This window comes from Porphyromonas somerae (assembly GCF_022845615.1).
GTDB classification, from domain to species: Bacteria; Bacteroidota; Bacteroidia; order Bacteroidales; family Porphyromonadaceae; genus Porphyromonas_A; species Porphyromonas_A somerae.
Genome location: NZ_AP025559.1, coordinates 1,367,034 through 1,389,873 on the forward strand (window position 1 = coordinate 1,367,034; position 22,840 = coordinate 1,389,873).

General features: G+C 47.9%; 11 protein-coding genes. 2 read left to right on the forward strand and 9 right to left on the reverse strand.

Annotation, left to right across the window (positions count from 1 at the left end):
- Positions 1 to 5: 5 nt before the first annotated feature.
- Complete coding sequence (locus MWL85_RS06015; protein ID WP_244400058.1) at positions 6 to 1,640, reverse strand: DEAD/DEAH box helicase; 1,635 nt, start codon at positions 1,638 to 1,640, stop codon at positions 6 to 8.
- 9 nt (positions 1,641 to 1,649) lie between these two features.
- A complete protein-coding gene (locus MWL85_RS06020) occupies positions 1,650 to 3,254 on the reverse strand; it encodes a THUMP domain-containing class I SAM-dependent RNA methyltransferase (RefSeq protein ID WP_244400059.1) in 1,605 nt (534 codons plus the stop codon).
- A gap of 690 nt (positions 3,255 to 3,944) precedes the next feature.
- Between MWL85_RS06020 and MWL85_RS06025 the strand changes: the two genes are divergently transcribed.
- Both MWL85_RS06025 and tamL read left to right on the forward strand, forming a co-directional pair.
- Positions 3,945 to 8,870 (forward strand): translocation/assembly module TamB domain-containing protein, encoded by a 4,926-nt coding sequence (locus tag MWL85_RS06025; protein WP_244400060.1) that lies wholly within the window; start codon positions 3,945 to 3,947, stop codon positions 8,868 to 8,870.
- Entirely contained in the window at positions 8,854 to 11,157 is a 2,304-nt protein-coding gene (gene tamL / locus MWL85_RS06030) for a translocation and assembly module lipoprotein TamL (RefSeq protein WP_244400061.1), read from the forward strand. The genes MWL85_RS06025 and tamL overlap by 17 nt, the downstream gene beginning before the upstream one ends.
- A gap of 210 nt (positions 11,158 to 11,367) precedes the next feature.
- On the opposite strand, the gene MWL85_RS06035 is transcribed toward tamL, so the two are convergent.
- The 7 genes from MWL85_RS06035 to MWL85_RS06065 form a co-directional block, all read right to left on the reverse strand.
- Positions 11,368 to 12,609 carry an ABC transporter permease gene (locus tag MWL85_RS06035; RefSeq protein WP_244400062.1) on the reverse strand — a complete coding sequence of 414 codons (1,242 nt, stop codon included), beginning with the start codon at positions 12,607 to 12,609 and terminating at the stop codon, positions 11,368 to 11,370.
- Positions 12,610 to 12,621: 12 nt separating this feature from the next.
- Positions 12,622 to 14,862, reverse strand: coding sequence for a GH92 family glycosyl hydrolase (locus MWL85_RS06040; protein ID WP_244400063.1), 2,241 nt, complete (start codon positions 14,860 to 14,862; stop codon positions 12,622 to 12,624).
- A 132-nt stretch (positions 14,863 to 14,994) separates the two neighbouring features.
- A complete protein-coding gene (locus tag MWL85_RS06045) occupies positions 14,995 to 16,014 on the reverse strand; it encodes a branched-chain amino acid aminotransferase (protein WP_244400064.1) in 1,020 nt (339 codons plus the stop codon).
- A 79-nt stretch (positions 16,015 to 16,093) separates the two neighbouring features.
- Positions 16,094 to 17,392 carry a glycoside hydrolase family 57 protein gene (locus MWL85_RS06050; RefSeq protein WP_244400065.1) on the reverse strand — a complete coding sequence of 433 codons (1,299 nt, stop codon included), beginning with the start codon at positions 17,390 to 17,392 and terminating at the stop codon, positions 16,094 to 16,096.
- Positions 17,393 to 17,426: 34 nt separating this feature from the next.
- Positions 17,427 to 18,686, reverse strand: coding sequence for a glycosyltransferase family 4 protein (locus MWL85_RS06055; protein ID WP_244401860.1), 1,260 nt, complete (start codon positions 18,684 to 18,686; stop codon positions 17,427 to 17,429).
- A 10-nt stretch (positions 18,687 to 18,696) separates the two neighbouring features.
- Complete coding sequence (locus tag MWL85_RS06060) at positions 18,697 to 20,742, reverse strand: glycogen debranching enzyme N-terminal domain-containing protein (RefSeq protein WP_244400066.1); 2,046 nt, start codon at positions 20,740 to 20,742, stop codon at positions 18,697 to 18,699.
- A 206-nt stretch (positions 20,743 to 20,948) separates the two neighbouring features.
- The gene (locus tag MWL85_RS06065) at positions 20,949 to 22,763 is read right to left on the reverse strand and encodes a DUF6850 family outer membrane beta-barrel protein (protein WP_244400067.1); all 1,815 of its coding nucleotides are present in this window, start codon (positions 22,761 to 22,763) and stop codon (positions 20,949 to 20,951) included.
- Positions 22,764 to 22,840: the final 77 nt, after the last annotated feature.

Here is a 22,840-nt window from a genome sequence, read left to right on the forward strand (position 1 = left end):
AAATATTACCGTCTTTTACGCTTATGCCGAGTGACCCGAAGAGGCTGTTTATGGTACTGAAAAACATTCAAAGCCTCCTGCACCTCTTCCGACTCACCACGAGCCACCTCAAAAGTGGCATTTCTGTCAAAAATAGTAATCTTCCCCACTGGCACCTTTCTACCCGTGCAATACTCAATCATCTCAATCAGTTTATTGGGATAGAGTTTATTTCGCTTTCCCACATTGATTTGAAGTAAATCCATCCCCTCCGAGGTTCTCTCCTCCTCTTCGCGGGAAGCCTTTCGTTTTTTGGAGCTTTTCTTCTCCGCCTCAGGGATCTCCTCCACCACGGCTGCATTCTTGTAGTAATCCAGCATTCGCTGAATCTCTAGATAAATAAGCCGTTGTATCAATTCGTCGCTATCTAGCCAGGAGAGCCTATTCACCACACTATCCATATAAGGGGCAATCGCATCCAGGTCAGGCACCGTATGCTCCATACGATGCACCAGCTGCAATAGTTGTTTCTCACAGATCATCTCGGCCGTTGGGAGCATTGCACGCTCGATAGTGATACCACTCTCCTTTTCGATTCGCCTAATCTGCCCTCGCTCCCTGGCATGGCAAATAGCGATCGAAATTCCCTTCTTTCCCGCTCTCGCGGTGCGACCACTTCTGTGCGTGTAGCTCTCCACATCGGCAGGCAGACCGAAGTGGATCACGTGCGATAGATTATCCACATCAAGCCCTCGTGCTGCCACATCGGTTGCCACAAGGAGCTGGATCGTTCCATTCCGGAAGCGTCCCATCACATTATCTCTCTGTGCTTGGCTTAGCTCTCCATGGAGAGCATCGGCACTATACCCATCAGCGATCAATTGCGCTGCCACCTCTTGAGTACTACGCCTCGTTTTACAGAATATAATGCCATAGATATTGGGGTAATAGTCGGCAATACGCTTCAGCGCCAAATAGCGGTCGTTAGCACTCACTACATAGTAAATATGCTGAATGTTACGATTGATCCGCTGTTTATTTCCTACCGAAACCTCAGTGGGCTCTTGCATAAACTTTCGCACAATAGATCGGATCTCCTGAGGCATTGTGGCAGAAAAAAGGAGCAGATGACGCTCCTCAGGGATATAAGAGAGGATCTCCTCAATATCATCGATAAAGCCCATATTGAGCATCTCATCGGCCTCATCCAGCACCACATCTTTGATTTCATTGAGTGCGATAGCCCCTCTACGGATCAAGTCCAAAAGCCGTCCAGGTGTCGCTACCACCACCTGTGTGCCCCTCCGTATATGCTGTATCTGCTCCTCAATAGATGCCCCACCATAGACCGCCACGATACTAAAGTCGTCCATATGGATAGCATAGCTAGCCATATCCCTCGTGATCTGCATACAGAGCTCACGAGTAGGGGCGATGATCAAGGCCTGTGGACGTTTGAGGTCACTGGTGATATTCTGAATAATAGGCAATCCAAAAGCAGCTGTCTTGCCACTCCCCGTCTGAGCCAATGCCATAATATCCTTCAGCTCCCCTAGAAGCAAAGGGATCACCGCCTCTTGTATCGGCGTAGGAGTCTGAAAGCCCATCTTCTCGATCGCTTTCAGTAGGGGCTTGGCAAGCCCTAGTTCTTCAAAAGTCATAAATAATGATTAGTTGATACTGCTTGACCCCTCCCCTTCAGGCTTCCTCTCACTATTTGGTCGAGGAACAAAAGTTCTAGCGGTCTTCTCTCGTTTCCGCATACGCACTTCTCCAGCTGGAGATGCACTTTCTTCGCTTCTGGTGCGTGATTGGTTACGAGGTCTCGACTTAGAAGCCACCTTGCGGTCACCAAAATCACGTGCGCCACCAGTCCGTCGCTCACGTTCACCATAGCCACCCTCACGCTCGTTTCTATCTCCACTGCCAGCACGTTGCCTACGATTTTTCATTCTAAAAGCTCGCTGCTCCTGCTTCATCGCTTCACGCTGTTGGTAGTACTTTTCCCTCTCCTCACGTGAGGGGAGTAGCCCCTGCTGACGAAGCTCCTCCAGGTGCTCATCACGCTTTCCTTCAAAGAGCTCATACCCTCTCAGCTCACACTCTATCATACCATTGTAGAGCTTTTCTCGCTGAAAGTGCTTCAATCCGATTGCATTAAAGCCCTCCTCCAAACTGCCACTGATGATCCAAGCCTTCCAACCCGAGAATACATGCTTCAGCGTACTCCCGATAGAGTTATATAGCTTCTCCAGATCCATCGGCTTCAGGCGCTCGCCATAAGGCGGGTTCATCACCAGAATCCCCTCACCTCCAGGTCTATTCTCCTCCGAATACTCCTCAAAGGGCTTTACCTCTAGCTCCACATACCTACTAATACCAGTATTCTTCACATTGGCACGAGTGATCGCAATCGCCTTCGGATGGATATCCGAACCATAGAGCTTGTGATCAAAAGGCTGCTCCTCCCAATCCTCCAGCACCTCACTCAGCAGGTCGGCATCAAAGTCCATCCACCGCTCAAAGGCATAACTCTGGCGGAAAATACCAGGCGGAATGCCTAGCGCAATCAAGGCCGCTTCGGTAATAAAGGTACCACTGCCACACATCGGGTCCAGAAAGTTGCACTGACCGTGCCAACCGATCTTCAGCAAAATACCTGCCGCCAACACTTCACTCAGAGGGGCATCATTCTGACCCACCCTGTAGCCACGCTTGTGTAGGCTCTCCCCACTCGAATCAAGGGCTAGCGTCACCACACTATCGGCAATATGGATATGAAAAAGCAGGTCTGGATCCACCACCGACACATTCGGCCTACGACCACCACGATCGGTAAAGTAGTCGGCAATCGCATCCTTGGCACGATACGCCACAAACTTACTATGGGTAAACTGCTCCGAGTAGACCACCGTATCAATCGCGAAGGTGCTCCGTGGCGTCAGATAACGATCCCACTCAATATGCTCATACAGATACTCATACACCTCATCGGGGCTATGAGCTTCAAACTGTGCCACCGGCACCAATACCTTTAGCGCCGTCCGAAGGTGGATATTGGCCCGGTACAGCATCCGTCGGTCACCCCTAAAGGCCACCATCCTACGCCCCGGCACCACCTCATTAGCCCCAAGCTCACGAAGCTCCTCCGCCAATACATCCTCCAACCCATACAGCGTCTTGGCTAGCAGATCCATCTCACCTTCCTCACGCTCTCGACCCTCCCATTTCAATTCTTGCTCCATTGCCAACTTCCTAGATCTCGCTACTTTCACTCTTAAATTTACATTTCAACACGCAAAGGTAACTATAATCAGCCAAAGTCAGTGAAAGTAAACCAATACACACAGGGGTTACGCATTAGGAAGTTCACGCCGTATGGTTTTTAGCGGGGTGTCTATGAGTAAGGACCTCCGAGGGGAGGTCATTCATGGTAAGACTCCTTCTAATGCGTAACCACTGCCAATACACACTAAAAGAAAAACTATAGTGACAAACATAGGAGTCTATCTCTATAAAACCTCTGTACTAGTAGAGTAAAAGTCGAGATGCAACTAAGCAATCGGCGAGTTGCAACTAAGCATTTGCCGAGTTGCATCTCGCCGATTGCTTAGTTGCATCTCAGCGAACGATTTAGTATGACATTGAATTTCAATTGATTAAAAAGCAGGTCTCTGAAACCCCATTTCAGTTTTTTCACATTGGTTCTGCAGTTTAAAATTCTGGAAGACTGAGTGGCTTGTGGTGGGAAAACAGGTTCAGTACTAGTCGGGTTCCGATAAATAGAAGCCAAAGCAGTTGACACCTCTAATGCACAATCCATAAGTATAGGTCGGAGTGGTAGGTAGGTATGAATAATAATGAGTAAATTTGCAGAGTGAGCGATGGGCGATAGGGAGGAGAGGAGAGTGTCCATTAGTTCAATTTATACGAGACATACACATTATATAGATAGCGTACCTACGATGAAGCGAACCGAGGAAAGGGAGTCACAATCCACCCAGCTGTCCACTGTAGCGACCAGCACCGAAGCCTCTTCGGCAGAGACCACTCTGTCCAATAACGAGGGCGGTGATGAACCACAGGGAGCGGACGGGGAGGAACCTTCGCCTAAGGCCTATAGAAACTGGTGGCGGCGAGGGCTACGGTGGCTTGGCATCGGTATAGCTACGGTGTTTGCAATACTCATACTAGGTACGGCACTCCTCTACCTACCTGTGGTGCAGGGGTGGCTCTTGGGTTTGGTTCGGACCGAGGTAGCAGAGCGCGCTGGCATTGCGCTGGAGTGGGAGCGTGTGGGGGTAGCCTTTCCACTGAAGCTGCGACTGGAAGAGGTTCGGGCTACAGAGATCGCAAGTGGGGATGAACTGGGGTCGGTAGGTTTGCTCACCGCGGATGTACGATTGCTCCCTCTATTGCGTGGTGGGCGCCTGCCGATTGGTGGGGTGGTACTGGAACGAGGACGGGCTCGCTTTTCTCTCAGTAATGATTCGATCCAAGTAGCAGGGGCCATTGGTCGGCTCGCTTTGGATCACATTGATCTAGACCTCTCAATGGAACGAATAGAGGCGGGAAATCTGGGGCTTTACGATACCGACCTTTACCTTACAATCATCACGGCTGGGGATTCGGTCAAGGAACCGGAGAAAGATCCTTCTCACTTACTGGTAGAGCTCTCTCGTGGGGAGCTACGCAATGTGGCGGCCTATATCACCCTTCTCTCCCCACCTACCATCTCAGACACCCTCCCCACCCCCTTCCCCCTTCCCCTTGATTCGCTCACTCCGATGCGGATTAATAGCTACATCACGAGGGGCGATCTCCGGGGTGTGCAGGTGGACCTTGGAAGCGGTCGATATGGTGCGTCGGCGGTGGATCTAGCGGCAGGATTGACTGCATTAGGTGACAGCACTGCTTTTGCGTCGCCTTCGCCTTTGCCCCTACCATGGTATGCCGAGCTAAAGGGGCATGAGGTATGGTATGGCGGTGTAGAGGAGCTACGGGGTGATCTGGAGCATCTACACTATGCGGTAGGCGATGGAGTGGTGCTGCAGGAGGGGCGGCTCTCGCTACGAAAGGAAGGGGATCGCTTGGTGGCGAAGGGGCTGGAGCTATCGGTGGGGGATACCCAATTGAAGGGCTCGGCTTCGCTACCATTTAAGGGCTGGCTACCGGATAGTGTGGGGGTGGCAGATCTCCGACTGGGGGGGGTGCTTTCCCCAAAGGATGTTGGTCGCTTTTTGGGGGACCGTCTGGCAAGGGTCTCTAAGCCACTGGAGGTGTCACTAGAGGCTAATGGGACCATGGAGGATCAGCTCACCTATGCTCTTCGGCTGAAGGGGGAGGAGGTAGCGGAGCTCTCGCTGAAGGGGGTGGCAAAGCAACCACTTACAGAGGGTCGGAAAGTGGATGCTACTCTGGAGCTACAGACGGGTATTGAGCTACGGGAGTGGTTGCTCATGCTAATGGAGGGTAAAGAAGGAAGAAAGTTGCCTAGCTGGGATATCCCAGAGGGGGTACAGCTACGAGGGTCGGCACGCTACTCAGCAGAGGAAATGGGGGCAGATCTACAGCTACGACAGGCAGCGGATATGGGAGGAGGCGACCTCACTCTCCATGCCTTTTACCACCCACGGCGGGAGGAATATTTTGCCGACCTTAGGGTACGAGATCTAGCGCTACAGCCTTTTTTGCCGAATGATACGATCGGCCCCCTTTCGGCAACGATTAATCTAGAGGGACGTGGTACTGACCCCTTTGACCAGCACTCGAGGGGCATCCTCTACGTGGATGTGGATAGTGTGAGCTACCGTGGCTATCGTCTGCAACAAATGACGCTCCTCTCACAGCTCAAGGATCATCAGCTCTTTGCGGCACTCAGCACTGATAGTGAGGGGCTTCGGCTGGCGGCACAATCGGATATCATGATGCGGCGGGATAGTCTCTCGGGGAGTATCAATATACTGGTGGATACGGTGGTCCCCTCGGCGATTGGGGTGGATCTGCCGATCCTGCAAGCGGGTAAGCTGGAGCTGAGAAGTAATGTGATGAGCGACCTGAAGCAGCGGTACCAATGGGAGGGTGAGATCGAAAACTTTGTGCTGGTGACGGATAAGGGAACGATCTACCCGAAGAATACTTATCTCACGCTCCACACCTCAGAAAGGGATCTTGGGGCGGAGGTGGCGTCGGGTGATCTCTCGCTCCACTTTGCGGCTAAGAATGGTCTGAATGACTTTACTACTCGCCTACAAAAGGTGATGGAGGAAGCACAGAAGTCGCTCGCCGACTCAGTGGGGCAGGTAAATATGGCGCCGTGGATACATTATTACCCAGATATGGAGCTGCGATTTGAGATGGGTCGGGACAACCTCTTGAGGGCCTACCTTGATGAGCACCGCATAGGGGCTACCTCGGTGTCGCTGGATCTGCAGACAGTAGCAGGGGAGGGGCTCTCGGGACTGGGAGTGGTGAGCCATTTTCAGTCGGATACCTTTAGAATCGATAATATCGACTTGGTGCTTCGGCAAGACTCGGCTTTCTTTACGGCTATGGGGACGGTACACAAGGAGCCCTTCCTCAATCAACCGGCATTTGATATGATTCTCTCGCTCTCATCTAATGTACACCGCAGTGAGGCGTATATCAATTGGCTGGATTCGAAACAGGAGCCATTTGTACAGATGGGTTTGGAGCTAATGAACAGGCCGAATGGTGACCTGACGCTAGGATTTACCCCCGATCCAGTGGTGCTCGCCTACAATAGATTTGAGGTGGTGGGGGAAGACTTCGTGACGCTTCCTAAAGAGGATCGCAACAAGATCCTTGCCCAGCTGGAGCTGGCGACAGCGGAGGGGACTTGGATCAAGATACATAACCTGCCGGATGAGCGGGGTCACTTGCTGAGGGCAACGATCAGCGACCTTCGCCTTGCCGACCTAGGTGCGGTGCCTTGGGTGCCTGACCTCTCGGGCAGACTGAATGCGACGGTGGATTGGCTACAGCTACCGAAGGGGGGCAGTGAGATGAAGGGTGTGCTGAAGGCGGAGAATCTTTTTTACCAAAAGAGGGAAGTGGGCCAAGTGGAGGCTTCGGGTAATATGGTGGACGGTACGTCGGGGAGCCACCTATCTGGTGAGGTGGCTCTAGGGGGGCAGTCGGTGCTATGGGCTGAGGCCTTTGCGCCGAAGAGCTCATCGAAGGAGACGAAGGAGGCTCTGAGGTACCACCTAACGGTGAAGGAGCTACCGCTGGAGAGGAGTAATCCTTTTCTCCCAGCAAAGTATGCTAAGCTGAAGGGGCGGATGAGCGGAAGTGTGAGCAACTATGCTCTAGGAGAGAATATTGAGCGTGCTAAGGTGGTGCCACTGAGTGGACAGATCACCTTTGAGGAGGCGAGTCTCTATACCCCTTTTGCCAATGAAACTTATCACCTGGATTCGAAACCAATACGAGTGGTAGACGGGCGCATTTTGCTAGAAGAGTATGCCCTCAGCGCTAATACGGGCAGGCTCACCACTCAAGGATATGTATCGGTGGCAAATGGGCTGAAGAGTGACCTCCGTATAGTGGGTAGGGATATGATGCTTCTGGATTCTGATGCAACGAGTGAGACGCTCCTCTATGGCAAGGTGAATACCGATGCGGATCTAAGGATCAAGGGGCCTCTGAGTGCCTTTAAGCTCTCGGGTTCGCTCTCTATTAAGGGGGATACGGATGTCACTTATCAGTCGCAGACAGGGGAGCTACAGAGCAGGGCTGGGTACAAGGGGTTGGTGACATTTACCGACTTTTCGGATACGCTCTTTGTGAAGCAAAAAAGCACGGTGGATAGCCTTTCTCTCGGTGGTATGGATATCAAACTGGCGCTCCACATAGACCCTGCCGCTAAGGTGAATGCCATTCTTACTACAGATGGTAATAATAAGGTGGCGCTCCAAGGGGGTGGTGACTTTAATCTCTCTATCCCACCGTATGGGGCGATGACGCTGAATGGGGCGTACAATATCCATGAGGGGGATATCCACTTGTACGTATCACCACTAAAGCGGAAGTTTAAGGTACAGCAGGGGAGTAAGGTAACGTGGAATGGGCTACTAATGGAGCCAGACATTGATGTGAAGGCGACGGCTAGGATACGCAGTAATGTATCGCTAGCAGGGGAGCCGGATAGACAGGTGGACTTTGACGTGCATGTGATCGCGGAGGATAGGCTGGACAACCTGAAACTGCGATTTGAAATGGAGGCACCGCAAGACCTGACGATCCGAAATATGCTGGCACGCCTGAGTCCTGAGGAGCAGAATAGGCAATCAATAATGCTTCTGGCTTCGGGGCACTACTTTGGTGGTGGGGGCTCTTCGAATACCAAGGGATTTAATGTGAATGGGGCACTCACTTCGTTCCTGGCTAGTCAGATTAATTCGCTCGCTGGGGAGGCTCTTGATGCGGAGATCAATCTAGGTATTACCGACGGTACAAATGCGTATGGTGTGGGGACTAACTACTCGTACAGCATTACTAAGCGCCTCTTTAACAACCGAATCAGCGTGCAGGTGGGCGGTAAGATGGTGACGGGTGCTGCGGCTACGGGATTACAGCAGACGTTTATAGATAATATGTCGCTGGACTATCAGCTGGATCAAGCGGGGACGCACTATCTGAGGCTTTTCCACAATAAAAACTATGAAAATCTCCTGGATGGTGAGGTGATTGAGACGGGAATTGGCTATGTGATCCGGAGGAAGATGAATAAGCTGAATGAGCTATTTAAGTTCTCCAACCCACTGAAATCTAATGCCCCTACGCCCAGAGCTATATGGGAGATAAAAGCTTTGCCAAGAAGGGAGGAGGTGACGACAAATGATAAAGAGGATGAAGGGAATAAATAAATGGTGTGGGCTTTGGCTCTCTCTGCTACTGCTGGGGGGCTGCTCGGTAGCTAAGTATATCCCCGAGGGGGAGCAGTTTTATGCTGGCGTGGGGAAAATTGAGTATGCCGATAAGGGGACGGGCTTTTCGGACAATAGTAAATTGGCACGCAACGAGCTGGAGAGAGTGCTTAACTATAAGCCAAATAATAGTTTGCTAGGGTCGGCAAAGCATCGATTGCCCTTTTCATATCCTTTTTTCTTTGATAAGTACTATGCTCACTCCAATAATTTCTTCGGGAGGTGGCTCTATAAGACTTTTGGGGAGAAGCCGATTCTCCTCTCGGAGGTAAACCCTGAGCTGAGGGCGACTGTGGCGGAGCAGGTGCTGAGGGAGTATGGCTATTTCCACAGCTCAGTAACACCTGAGGTTACGATCGTGGGCAAGGACTCAATTAGTGCCAGGCCAAGCTACCACATTGCGATGGGAGCACCGCACGTGCTGGATAGTATCAACTATCAATTGGAAGCTCTGCCTCTGCAAGAACTGGATTCTCTGGTACATTCAAAACGGGGTTTTCTACACCGTGGGGAACCTTTTGGGGTGTTGGCTTTGGAGAATGAGCGGACTAGGATCAGCAACTTTCTAAGGGATCGGGGGTATTACTTTTTTCAACCCAATCATATCGTCTATGAGGCGGATACGGTACAGGTGCCTAGAAAGGTGCAGCTGAGGGTGTTGCTTTCGGAAAAGATGCTCCCCGAGGCATACCGTCCGTGGCATATCGGCTCTATTACCTATGAGGTGCGGGATGGGCAGAATAGTGCCCTCACTGATAGTTTGATGGTGGAGGGGGTGCTATTTAAGTACCATAAAAGGTCGCCGGTGAAGTTTTCATCGCTCTTGCCACGCATAGGATTTGAGTCGGGGACTCTCTACAATCAGGAGAGCCAGATCAAGACGCTCCGCTCTATGGCGGATCTGAATGCTTTTGCCTATACCGATGTGGCTTTTAACCGTTCTTCTAATGATAGCATTAATAATGCGCTTGATATTATTATTACTTCGCAACTGGATAAGCCTTATAGCACGGAGCTGGAGGGGGTTTTTAGGTTTAAGAGTAATAATCAGGTGGGGCCGGGGCTCAACTTTTCGGTCAATAGGAAGAATATATTTAGGGGCGGTGAAATGCTCACGGTGACGGCGAGAGGGAGCTATGAATGGGAGACGAAGCACAATACGAAGGGGAGAAGCTGGGACATTAATAGCTATGAACTAGGGGTCACGACGTCGCTCACTTTTCCAAGGCTATTGCTGCCGGTGTTGAATCACGAACCGCTTTCGTTTCCGGCTTCTACGCTGATTTCACTGAATGGTACGTTTCTGAACCGTGCCCGCTTCTACAAACAGGCACAATTTGGAGCTGACCTCACATATCGTCTCGAACCGAATGCCAATATGCGGCATTCTATCACGCCCCTAAGCCTGAGTTACAATCACCTACTCTCTAAGACGGACCGTTTTGAGGAGGTGATCGCAAAGAATCCGATCATTGGGCTCTCTTTTAGGAATCAATTTATTCCGCAGGCTAATTATCTCTTTGGTTATGAATTGAAGGGAAGGCATGGATTTAGCATCCAGACTTATATTGCTGAGGCGGGAAATGTGCTTTCGCTTTTCTATAAGGGGAAGAAGCGAGAGGGCACGGAACCTTATAAGTTTCTGGGTGCCCCTTTTGCGCAATTTGTGAAGGGGACGCTGGAGCTACGATACAACTACAAGTTTAGTCCAAAACTCCAATTGGCTAGTCGAGCTTATGCTGGTGCGGTCTACAGCTATGGAAATATGACGGTGGCGCCCTACTCTGAGCAGTTTTATGCGGGTGGAGCTAATAGTATCAGAGGATTTAATGTGCGTACGCTAGGACCAGGAGGATATAATCCAGCGATGGAGGATCCGCTGAGTTTTATGGATCGCACGGGGGATATTCGTTTTGAGACGAACCTAGAGATACGGTACAAGGTTTTTGGGGCGATTGAACTGGCGACTTTTATTGATGCCGGTAATATTTGGCTGATGAGGGAGGATGCAAATAGACCTAATGGACAGCTGACCAAAGAGTATTTCCTAAACGATATCGCACTGGGAACGGGACTAGGAGTGAGGTATGACCTTGATTTCTTGGTATTGCGTCTGGATATCGGAATAGGCCTTCATAAGCCCACTAGAAGAGCGGAAAAGTATTTCAACACCTTCGAAAATGGCTTCCCAACAGTATTTCACCTAGCTATCGGCTACCCTTTCTAGAGAATGTTGCACGAAGTGCCATTCTCACACATTTGCAGACAAATGTGTCAAGACTTTGCACGAAGGATGAAATGCAAGGCATTGAGGATGAGGGCAAGGTGCACGTAGGGCACCAAGGCCCCACCAGGGCCGAAGGGAGCGTACTCACGTACGTGACCGAGCTCGAATTCCGATAGCAATGCAGCAGTTCGCCTTCGTGCAAAGTCTCTTCTAATCGAAGCGGAGGGTGCGGGAAGGGTTGATGCCACCGATGATACGGGTGGGAAGAAGCACGAAAAGAAAGACAACGATAAATACCGCCAAATTGGTTACGAGAAGTACCCACCAATCAATACTGATGGGGACGTAGCTCATGTAGTACTGGCTAGAATCAAGGGAAATCACTCTAAAGTGCTTCTGTAGGAAGGCGAGTGCCAAGGCAATCGCATTGGCGTACAATATTCCCCTAAGGAGGATATGGCTCGCCATAATCCAAAATATCCGCTGTAGTGAGCGTTTACGCTGGCCCAATGCTTTGAGGGTGGCAATGGCTCTGACTCTTTCGAGGATCAGCACCACAACTCCAGTGACAATGGTCATGGCAGCCACTGCAATCATTAGGATAAGGATGAGTAGCACATTGGCATCCAAAAGGTTGAGCCAGCCAAAATAGTTGTAGTTCAGCTCCTCTACGGTAAACATGGCATACCGCTCTCCATATTTCTCACTACGGTCGGCAAGTAAGTCAAAAAGAAGGTCGTAGAGTTGGCTTGCCCCACTCCTTGATTTTAGAGTAACGGTAAGCCCCCCAACCTGATGCTCGCTCCAGTCATTGACCCTCTGTAGGTCGGAAAGGGAGGTGAGTGCCAGGGAATGATCAAAGGTATCGAAACCGGTCTCAATAAGCCCTACAATATGATACTTTCGTACTTTGGTGCGGTCGCCATTGCTGTAGTAAGCAAGGAAATCATCGCCCACATTAAGTCCTAAAAACTGTGCCACTTTATTGGAAAGTAGCAACTCCCCTTGCTTGTGCAAGTCTGGGAGCCTTCCCGCCACAAGGTACTCTTCGTAAAACGCTTGGTTGTACCCTTCGCTCAGCCCATGCATCATCACAGCGCGGAATGAGGAGTCTACTTTTACCAAGGCCATCTGGTCAATAAAGGCCTCTACCCTAGCCTCAGGAAAGGTGCTCTGACTAGTTCTCTCTATCTCGGTAAGTAGGTCCTCACTAATAGTGAGGGGCAGGGCGTAGGCATCATAATTATTATCGGGATTGGAGATCCGAATAGTGCCGACAAAGTTATTGAGCTTCTTCTCTATCTCTTGTTTGAAACCTCGTACTACGAAAAGAGACAGCAATATCAACGAAACACCCAATGAGATACCTATGGACGATATTCGCACTGCAGGCCGGTATTTCCCGCTCTCCGAAAATAGGAACTTCTCGGCAAGAGTACGCTCTAATTCCATAGGTAGAAATACTTAATACTCAAACTTGATATGTCCGCCCTCTATCAGTGCTTGGTGTGTAATGCGGTGCGACTTGAGCTTCCGCCCACCCAACTTAATAGACTTGATGTACTGCCCTTTGTGGGAAGGAGCACCCTCAATCACCAGTTCGCTTTTTCCAAAGTACTTGGGGTCTAAGGTAATCACCACCTTATCAAATACTGGGGCAGTGAGGGTGTACTCTGGCACGCCAGGGCAATCGGGGTACAATCCCATCATACTCATCAGAGCCCAACAACTCATCGTACCGGTATCATCATTTCCAGGAAGACCATCTGGCTGAGTAGTGAAGTGCTTTTCAAGTAGCTCTGTCACCAGCTTTTGAGTCCGCCACTCCTCGCCTCTAAAGTAGCTAAAGAGGTAAGGATACGCAATGTTTGGCTCATTGGTTGGGTCGTAGTGACCTTCATCAAATATCGCCTGTAAGTTATTGATAAAGGCACGCTTTCCACCCATTAACCTAGTTAGGCCTTTGATATCATGAGGAACAAAGAAAGTATAATTGTAGGCACTTCCTTCATGGAATCCTGGGTTGGGTTCAAAGTTTTCGCCAAGTTTTGGATTGAACGGAGTGAGGAAGGTACCATCAGGTAGTTTAGGGCGGAAGGTCTTGAATTCAGGACTATAATAGTGCTTATAGCCTAGACTTTGATGTCTAAATCTACGAGCATCTGCCTTGTACCCTAACTCCTGAGCCAAAATAGAGAGGGCATTATCTGCGACGTAATACTCCAAGGCATGAGATACCGAATTATCAAACTCCCCTCTTAATGGCACATATCCTAGCGATAAATAGTCGTCGTTATCTGGTCTGAGTAAGTTCTCACTACCGTTGGTAGTCGCGGACTTATACATCGCTTTGTAGACTGTTTGAATATCAAAATCCCGAAGCCCTTTGAGGTAACTATCTACAAATACAGGAATAGCAGGGTCACCCTCCATCGTAAGTGTCTCGCGTCCATAAAGCTCCCACTTAGGGAACCAACCGTGCTCTTGATACATTCCCAGCATGCTCTTCAGCATATCCATCTGCCGCTCGGGATATACCAATGTGAGGAATTGGTGCACATTGCGATACGTATCCCATAGAGAGAATACGGTATATCTATTTCCTCCTCCAGTATTGAGGATCGCTCCGCCCTCCATCTGAGGGTAGTCTCCATTGACATCTTGTAGGATATTAGGGTGAAGAAGTATATGGTAGAGTGCGGTATAGAATATCTGCTTCTGCTCTAAGGTTCCCCCTTCTACTCTGATACGGCTAAGGTCTTTCTCCCAAAGGTTCTCTGCTTCAGTACGCACTTCATCAAAGCTCTTCCCCGCCACCTCTTGCCGTAGATTTTCCCTCGCATTCTCAATGCTTACAAATGACACGCCCATCTGGACTTCTATCGTTTCATCGGCTTCGGTATCAAAGGTAAAGTATGCACCTACATCATCACCAGCCAACTCCTTAGTATACTTGGTATATAGCTTATATTTACCTTGATCTGGATCCCATTCTGCCTCTACACCTTTCATTGGGCGTTGCAACTTCCAATACCCTTGTTGGCTAGGGGTTTTGCTCAATCTCATCACAAAGTAAATCGGAAAGACTGCCTGAGGATTGTAGCAGAAAGTACCTAGTAGCTTTACCCCTTCAACCTCTACATCACTCACGCGCCTAAGCATCGCTCCAGACTCATTAGTAAGCCCCTCGCCTAGATTGAGGAGGATGTGGCTTTGCCCTTTAGGAAAGGTAAAGCGGGTCACGCCACCTCTTACCGTAGCCGTTGCTTCAGTTTTGATATCGTACTTGGTAAGGTGATTGCTATAATATCCTGGAGAGGCCACTTCATCTTTGTAGGCACTTCCATATTCTCTATAATCCACAGAGAGCTTCCCCGTGGTAGGCATCACCAGCAGCGAACCAAGCTCTGGACACCCTACCCCGCTGAGATTAACATGGCTGAAACCTGTGAAATAAGAATTGGTATATTCGTAAGGAGTACTCCACCATCTAGAGTCTTTATCGTATCTATTTTGATCACTTCCCATCACGTTGAAAGGCACCACACTCATCATACCATGAGGCACCACAGCACCCGGATTGGTCGTCCCAAAGTTGGTCGTCCCCACAAATGGACGTACATAATCAATTAATCGCTCCTGTGCACTCGCTCCCACAGTAAATAGGAGTACCACACCAACTACATACCAAGATAATCTTCGCATACTCATCATTTATATATTTCCTTACGCAAAACTACCTAAATTATTCCACTTGAGTTGGAATATTGGGCTAAGGGCAAAAGATATGGCGACTACCGGATTGGGTAGCCGCCATATTTTATGTATGTAGGGGGTTTACTCTACGAAAGTAACCCAACCATGCTTATCCTCAATGTCGCCATACTGGATAGCTCTTAGGGTATTATAGAGCTTGGTACTCTTAGGCCCAGCCTCGCCATTGGTAGAATAGGTATAGACCTTACCAGTATCAAGGTCGTCAATATGAGAGATTGGAGAGATTACCGCTGCAGTACCGCAAGCACCAGCCTCCTCAAACTCAGCGAGCTCCTCCTCAGGTACATGACGCCGCTCAACGGTCATACCGAGATCTTTAGCGATCTGAGTCAAACTCATATTGGTGATAGAAGGTAGGATTGAGGTGCTCTCTGGAGTGATATAGCTATTGCCCTTGATGCCAAAGAAGTTGGCAGGACCGCACTCATCGATATATTTCTTCTCCTTCGCATCTAGGTAAATCACTGCAGAGTAGCCCTTCTCGTGAGCGATCATACCGCTCTTAAGACTTGCTGCATAGTTACCACCCACCTTGAAGGTACCTGTACCAAGAGGTGCAGCACGGTCATAACCACGCATAATGGCCATAGCTGTAGGCTTGAAACCTTCTTTGAAATATGGACCTACTGGAGATACAAATACTAGGAATAGATACTCATTAGCTGGCTTCACACCCACCTGCTCACCAAGACCGATGATAATCGGACGAATATAAAGGCTAGCACCACTCTCGTAAGTAGGTACATAGTCGATATTCTTCTTTACAACAAGGTCAATAGCTTGTAGGAAAAGCTCCTCTGGCATAGGTGCCATCATAATTCCCTCACAAGAGCGACGCATACGCTTGGCATTTTCCTCAGCACGGAATAGGCGCACCTTACCGTCTTTGCCTCTGAAGGCTTTCATTCCCTCAAAAGCCTCTTGTCCATAGTGAAGACAAGTAGCTGCCATGTGAATATTAATAGTAGTTTCAGAAGAAACCTCTAGCTCACCCCACTTACCATCTCTGTAGTAGCAGCGAACGTTGTAGTCAGTTGGAAAATATCCAAACCCTAGATTTGACCAGTCAATTTGTTTCATGTTGATAGTGTTTTGTATGGTTATTTACTGTATTTGATATAGGTAACCAATATTCAAAAGGACATAAATTACCTCTATACTATTTTCTCTTCTTTTGCTCCTTTAATTCCTTAATCTCCTCTTGTAACTTCTGGATTTCGTCTCCCTGATTTTGAATTGTTGTCAGCAAGGCATTGAGTTCCTCATTTTCAATACTACTAGGATACTCGGCCTCCACACGTAGCAAGAAGTCACTAAGGACATTCATATAGTTACTAAATGCACTATAGGCACTCTCATAGGGAGTATACCTCCAAGCATCTTCATTTTGAGTAGACATATAAAGGAAGTGGTCAGAGCTTTGGAGGTAGTGCCAATCTTGTATCAGTCGGCGATCGCGTGACAAGCGAGTGCGCTCTGCCCACTTCTCTAGTTTGCTAAACGCCTCCTTTTGTAGGTCATTGCCCAACCAGCTAAGCGTATTCTTCTCCTCTTCTGACCAGGAAATTGGCTCTGGTATATCAAGAAGATCCTTTGAATTGAGCTGCTCCATAGCTGCTGATGGAGTAGTAAACTCCATTCCAGCCTTAACAATATACTTAGGAAGTGCTCTGAAGAAGTCAAAGATACCCGTCTGTGCAGGCTGCCCTACACCAAGGACATCCAAACTCATATCAATAGTGATTAGCTGGTCATCCTCAGGAGTTTCAGAAAGCCACTTAGCATACTTATCTGCCGTTAGTGGAAACTCACTCCAATCATAACGGTTGAAGTTTTTAGCGATATCATCGGTAAAACGAGCATTGCGAAGCTGTAGCTTAAGGTGTGGCTCAAGGCTACTAGCATAGAGATGATTGGGACTCTTCCAACCTAATACATGCTTCGCACCCTCAGTAATCACCCCTTTGAAGCCTAACTCCTTGAGAGAAATAGCGATGCTATCATCAAATATGAGGTCACTATTTCTAAATACCTTCGGCTTCACTCCAAACATACTATTGAGCTTATTGGCATGAGCTTTCACCTGTGTCTTAAACTCCGCCTTCTCCTCATAAAGTGACGCAATACTATGGGCATAAGTCTCGCCAAGAAGTTCCACACTTCCCGTACCAACCAACTCCACAAGCACATCGATCAGCTCTGGTGCATAGAGCTCAATCTGCTCTAATACCACGCCTGAAATAGCTAAAGCAAAGCGGTACTCCCCTTTCGTTTCCCTCACTAAGTCAAGGAACAACTTCAAAGCTGGGAGATAGGACTCCCTAGCACACTTCGTAAAGATCTCCTCGTTTTGGAAATCATCAAAGTAGTAATGATCATTACCAATGTCAAAGAAACGATAGCGCTTTAGCCTAAATGGCTGATGCAATTGAAAGACAAAACAAACCTTTTTCTTCATAATGAGTCTTTTTCCTTATTCCTTCGTCAATCCTCTATGACAATAGCTGATCATAGATCGCACGAATCTTTATTCCTACATCTTCCCACTTGATACTATTCACCTCCTTCAGCCCCTCCTCGGATAGGAAGTGATGCATTGCGGGGTACGATACTAAGGCATACATAGCATCTGCCAAAGCATCCACATCCCAGTAATCTACCTTTACAGCATAGTCGAGGATTTCAGCACACCCCGACTGCTTGCTAATGATACTTGGCACACCACACTGCATCGCCTCCAATGGAGAGATTCCAAAGGGCTCCGATACAGAAGGCATCACATAGACATCACTCGCCTTATAGATTTCATATACCTCCTTACCCTTCATAAATCCAGTGAAGTGAAAACGGTCACTGATACCACGCTTGGCCACCAAACGTATCATCTGATCCATCATATCCCCACTTCCAGCCATTATAAAGCGTACATTCTTCGTGTGCTGAAGTACCTTACAAGCAGCCTCCACAAAAAACTCAGGCCCCTTCTGCATAGTGATACGACCGAGGAAGGTAATCACCTTATCCTTTACTCCACGTTTATCAGGGATCGCCAATATCTCGGGATCAAGAGGAGTAACCGCATTATGCACCGCAGTCACCTTATTAGGGTTCTGATGGTATTTCTCAATCACTGTGCGTCGAGTCGCTTCACTCACACACATAATATGATCAGCATGGTCAAAGCCATTTTTCTCCGTACTATAAACTTGAGGATTGACATTGCCCCTACTCCTATCAAAGTCCGTTGCATGCACATGTACCACTAGTGGCTTTCCTGATACCTGCTTGGCATGAATACCAGCAGAGTAAGTTAGCCAATCATGAGCGTGAATAATATCGAAGCTTTCAGTCCGAGCAATCACCCCAGCAACAATAGAGTAGTTATTGATCTCCTCAAAAAGGTTATCGGGATACTTCCCGGAAAACTCAATACAGCCTAAGTCATTAGTTAGCATATAGGAGAAGTCGGCGTAAATGTGGTCTCTCAGCCGATAATACTCTTCCGGATCCATCACATTTCCGATGCGATCCTTGACATAGTCGTAATTCACATCACGATAGACAATAGGCACTTGAGAAGCCCCTATAATCTTCATAAACGACTTATCCTCATCACCCCAAGGTTTAGGGATAACAAAAGTTACCTCCATATCCTGTTGCTTACACAGTCCCTTGGTAAGGCCATAGCTTGCCGTACCAAGTCCTCCTAAGATATGAGGTGGAAACTCCCACCCAAACATCAATGCTTTCATACTCTTCACATTAATTTTGGTCGTGATTATTTTCAATCGGCTCATCACCCTCTTCAGGTGATCCTTTGTGGTGTGAAGTCATACTCAGTCGTAAGTCAAATATATCATCTGACTTGTACTCTTCAAACTCTTTCAACCTATTTTGGATTCTCAGAATGGCCGTTGCACTCAGCATAAAGGAAATACCACTTCTAGCGGTATAAGGTGGCGTACCGTCATAAACCTCAGAGATACTGCCTATGCCGTGTAGCTTCATCTCATCTTCAAAAGGAATCAAAAGGCGATCCACAAAAGAGATGCCCACACGCCTAAAGAGCTTGAGATATCCACTCAAATAATAGTAGATCAACCAACTCCATACACCCCCCTGAAGGTAAGAATAGGCACGCTCCGCAAGATTACCAGCACAGTAGCCTCGGTAAAAACCGCTCATTGGAGATAGTGTACGTAGCCCTTTGGAAGTCAAAAGTTCTTTCGTAACAATATCCAGAATACTTCTCTGTAGCTTGCGAGATAAAGGCGAATAACTCAACCCCACAGCCAATATCTGGTTTGGACGCACACTCCAATCTTTTTCACGACCTTCTACAACATAGTCAAATAGATAGTCATGCTCATTGACAAAGACGCGGATAAAGCTTTCTGCCACCCTATCTATATAATCGTCCTCCTTATAATCGTCAATGCCAAATAGAGCTCTATTAAAACATAGAGCATTGTACCATAGGGCATTAAACTCCACAATATATCCCTGCCGATCCACCACTGGATAACCATCAATGGTAGCATCCATCCAAGTGATTGGTTTATCGCCACTCTCAGGCATCGCATAGAGTAGACCATTATCCATCACCTTAATAAGTGGATGCTTATTCGCCCGAATAAAGCCAAGTGCTTTCTTCACCACAGCTCCGTACTCTTCACGCGTCTTCTCCATGCCCACCCAGCGAGAGTAGTCCTGCACGCAATTGATAAGCCATAATAAGGCATCCGGCTGGTCTAGGCCCTTGATTACTTGATCCTTCTCCCCCTTCTGATAATAATTATCAAGAGCAGCCAGCGTATTGTCCATCACCGCTTTATATCGCTCCGGTTTTCCTATACCAAAGCTTGCCGCTGTAAGTCCTATCATCTGGTCTCTATGTCGCACATCAAACCAAGGTAGGCCGGCAAGTAGATAGCTTTTGCCCGGTTCAGGCTCATAGTAGTATTGATCCACCGTCTTCTTGAGACAATTGAGGAAACTATCCCTTGGTATAAGTGTCGCTTCACACTGCTCAAACTCCTCTTTCAATCTATCTGGGTCACAAACCTGATCAGAAATTGAAAGATAAATCGCCTCTCCCTTTTTTATTTCACATTCAAAGAGGCCAGGAACCGGCAAGTCCTCAATACAATTATGAGCTCGCTCAGCCTCTTTATCATAATAATGATGCTTATTCCAATGCGGAGTATGAGTATATTGAGTGGGCTTTGAAAACTGCAGATATAGTCTTGGACACCCTTCATAGAGACATAGAGAGATACCATTGGGCTCCTCATCATAGTCCCAGCAGATATGATTATTCTCGTAAGTCAGCTCCTTAACCTTACGGAATGCCAATAGGGGCTTAAAGCGAAGGGTCGTTTTTGAGTGTGCGTCCAGTAGCTGATACCTCACGATCAACTGATTCTTTTCTTCAGAGAGCAAAAAGGTTTTGGAAAGTATCACACCCCCTACCCTATAAATAGTTGTGACGGCTCTCTCCACATCATACTCCCTAATATACTTATGTCCATTGGGGCTAAAGACCCCTCCGGCATACTTATGGACGGCAAGATTAAACTCCGCACCATGCTGAATCACAGTCTCATCCATGGATGATAATAAGACCCAACGGTTGGCAACAGAATCTTCATGAGAGGGTACCACAAGCATACCATGATACTTACGGGTATTGCAGCCCAAGATAGAAGAGCAGTAGTAGGCTCCCCCTTTATTGGCACATAGGATTTCCCTCTGCAATGACTCGTCTAGATTGGTAAGACTTGAACGGTCAAACTTTAGGTAACTCATTATTATTACTTTGCTTCTATATGGTTATTCTTAAGCTTCTGAACTATTCCCAAATTTACACTTTTATTTTGATAACAACAAACCAAAGTTTAGGAGACAGATTCAACTTCCAAGGCAAGGCTGGTTACTACCAAGCAACTACGGAACACAAACTTGAATTACATACTAATTTACTAACGACTAATTATTAGCTACCTAGTGAGGAACTAGAAATTGAGGTAGCAAGATAGTTGTAATGATTGATAGCGATTGTGTTGCTCTGGATTGGGGTGGATAATGGACTCTTTTGCCCGGACTTCCGCCTCCGTTATTTCGTTTTTCCGAAGAGGTGTTTCGTAGTCGGGATAAAGTACAGGTGGTTCATAACCATAGATAACATCGCTTACTCTTTTGCCCCACTGCAGACGATACTCAGCAAGCAGACCTATTGAGAGTGAATTCTTAAAAGCGATCTCCCCTTGGTAACGTAATGAGAACCCTCTTTCAAACCGACTCCTAAATGCGTATGGACTGAAGGCAAACTGATAGTCATAAATCGTATGCGGCACATTGTAGATATTTCCTACTGGTCCTCGGTCATGGTAAGTGAGGTTACACTGACTTCGCCACTTACCTAGACACCCTCTATACTCAACTCCTGCATGATATATAAGGTTGTCGTTAAAAACTATCATACGGCTACTACGTATCATCTCCTCACTTAACGGGACTCTCTCCATATCTGGGTAGCGTGTCACAACTCCCTTAGGTGGATGAATATGAAAAAGCTCCTCATAGTAATCGTCTTCAAATCCAGTATAGAGGGCGACAAAGTGATGTGACGCTATAGGGTATCCTATTTTGAGGGAAGCTACAAGCTTCTGTCTCATATCAGAGTATCTATTTCGCCTATTAACCTCATAGTAATGCTGTGCTGGTTGATCATTTACTACCTCAGGGAAAGCATAGATAACCTCTTGACCGTACCGCTTCTCTAGGTCTGCGATAAAAGCAAGGGAGAACTGTATCTTCTGCCACAAGCTACCTTGTACCTCAGCCACCACTTGTCCCATATGGGTATAGAGGTGAAAGTATTCTGCAAGGTTATCCATTGCTACCATCAACCCCTCCTTATCCTCCTCCGTGTGCATATGCCGGTAGCTATGAGAGAGACCGAAGTAATAGGTCCAATCTCCGAGAGAGTGATTGAGTCGCTTGAGGTGGAAGGCACTAGAGAGTGTATTAGCGATATACCTACGACTGTACTTAAGCTGTGAAGTCCTGAGCGTCCATTGCCCCAGACCATAGTGGGTACCACTAGAGAATCCTCCAAGCTGATCATAGTCCAGCTGTTTGACAAATTGTGTCGTACGCCCTACTCCAATGCTCACGCCCCACAAGTGCTGAAGAGCTAGACCGATCAGTCCGAGAGAGGCGTTGATATCTCCTTCGTTTGCCTTGAGACGCGGGTCAGTTTTCTCAAAGACATTGGTGCCATCAAAGTCTACTGCCACACCCAGATTAACCTTTCCAAGTGGGAGCGAATAGGCTCCATGAAAGGAGTAATTATCACTATGACGAGTGTCTGCCTTAGGCATATTGGCAAAGAGATAAGGGTAGTAGTCCTCTGTATTGATAAGACTGGTCCAGCGAATACCATTACGCTGTGAGCGTAAGTACCGAAAACCAAGAGCTAAAGTTCCCGACTCGCCGAGTGCAATCTGCTGATGGACAGAGCCACACCAAGTCTTATCATTTGTCCCCTCGTAAAATAAAAAGTCACCTTCCCTGTCAGCCATAGAATAACTGACACGTGCCATCCCTCTGGGCAGTGTGATGGTCTCGCCAGCGTAGGCAAATGGGTGAAAGAGGGATACAGAGTCGCCATACACTGTGCCGAATGACGGATTGGTGGCTAGGAGGTGGTAAAGGGAGGTATACTCAATGTCGCTACTCATATAAGTGGAGCTCAGCCCTCTCTCTCTCATAGTAAAGCGATTGAGCCGAAAGGAGAGATTCTCTTGTGCTACGCCTTCAGTCATAAAAGCGAACACGATACATATATATAAGGTACCAGTATAAAGCAGTCTCATATTTTATTATTGTAGAAGTAAAACAA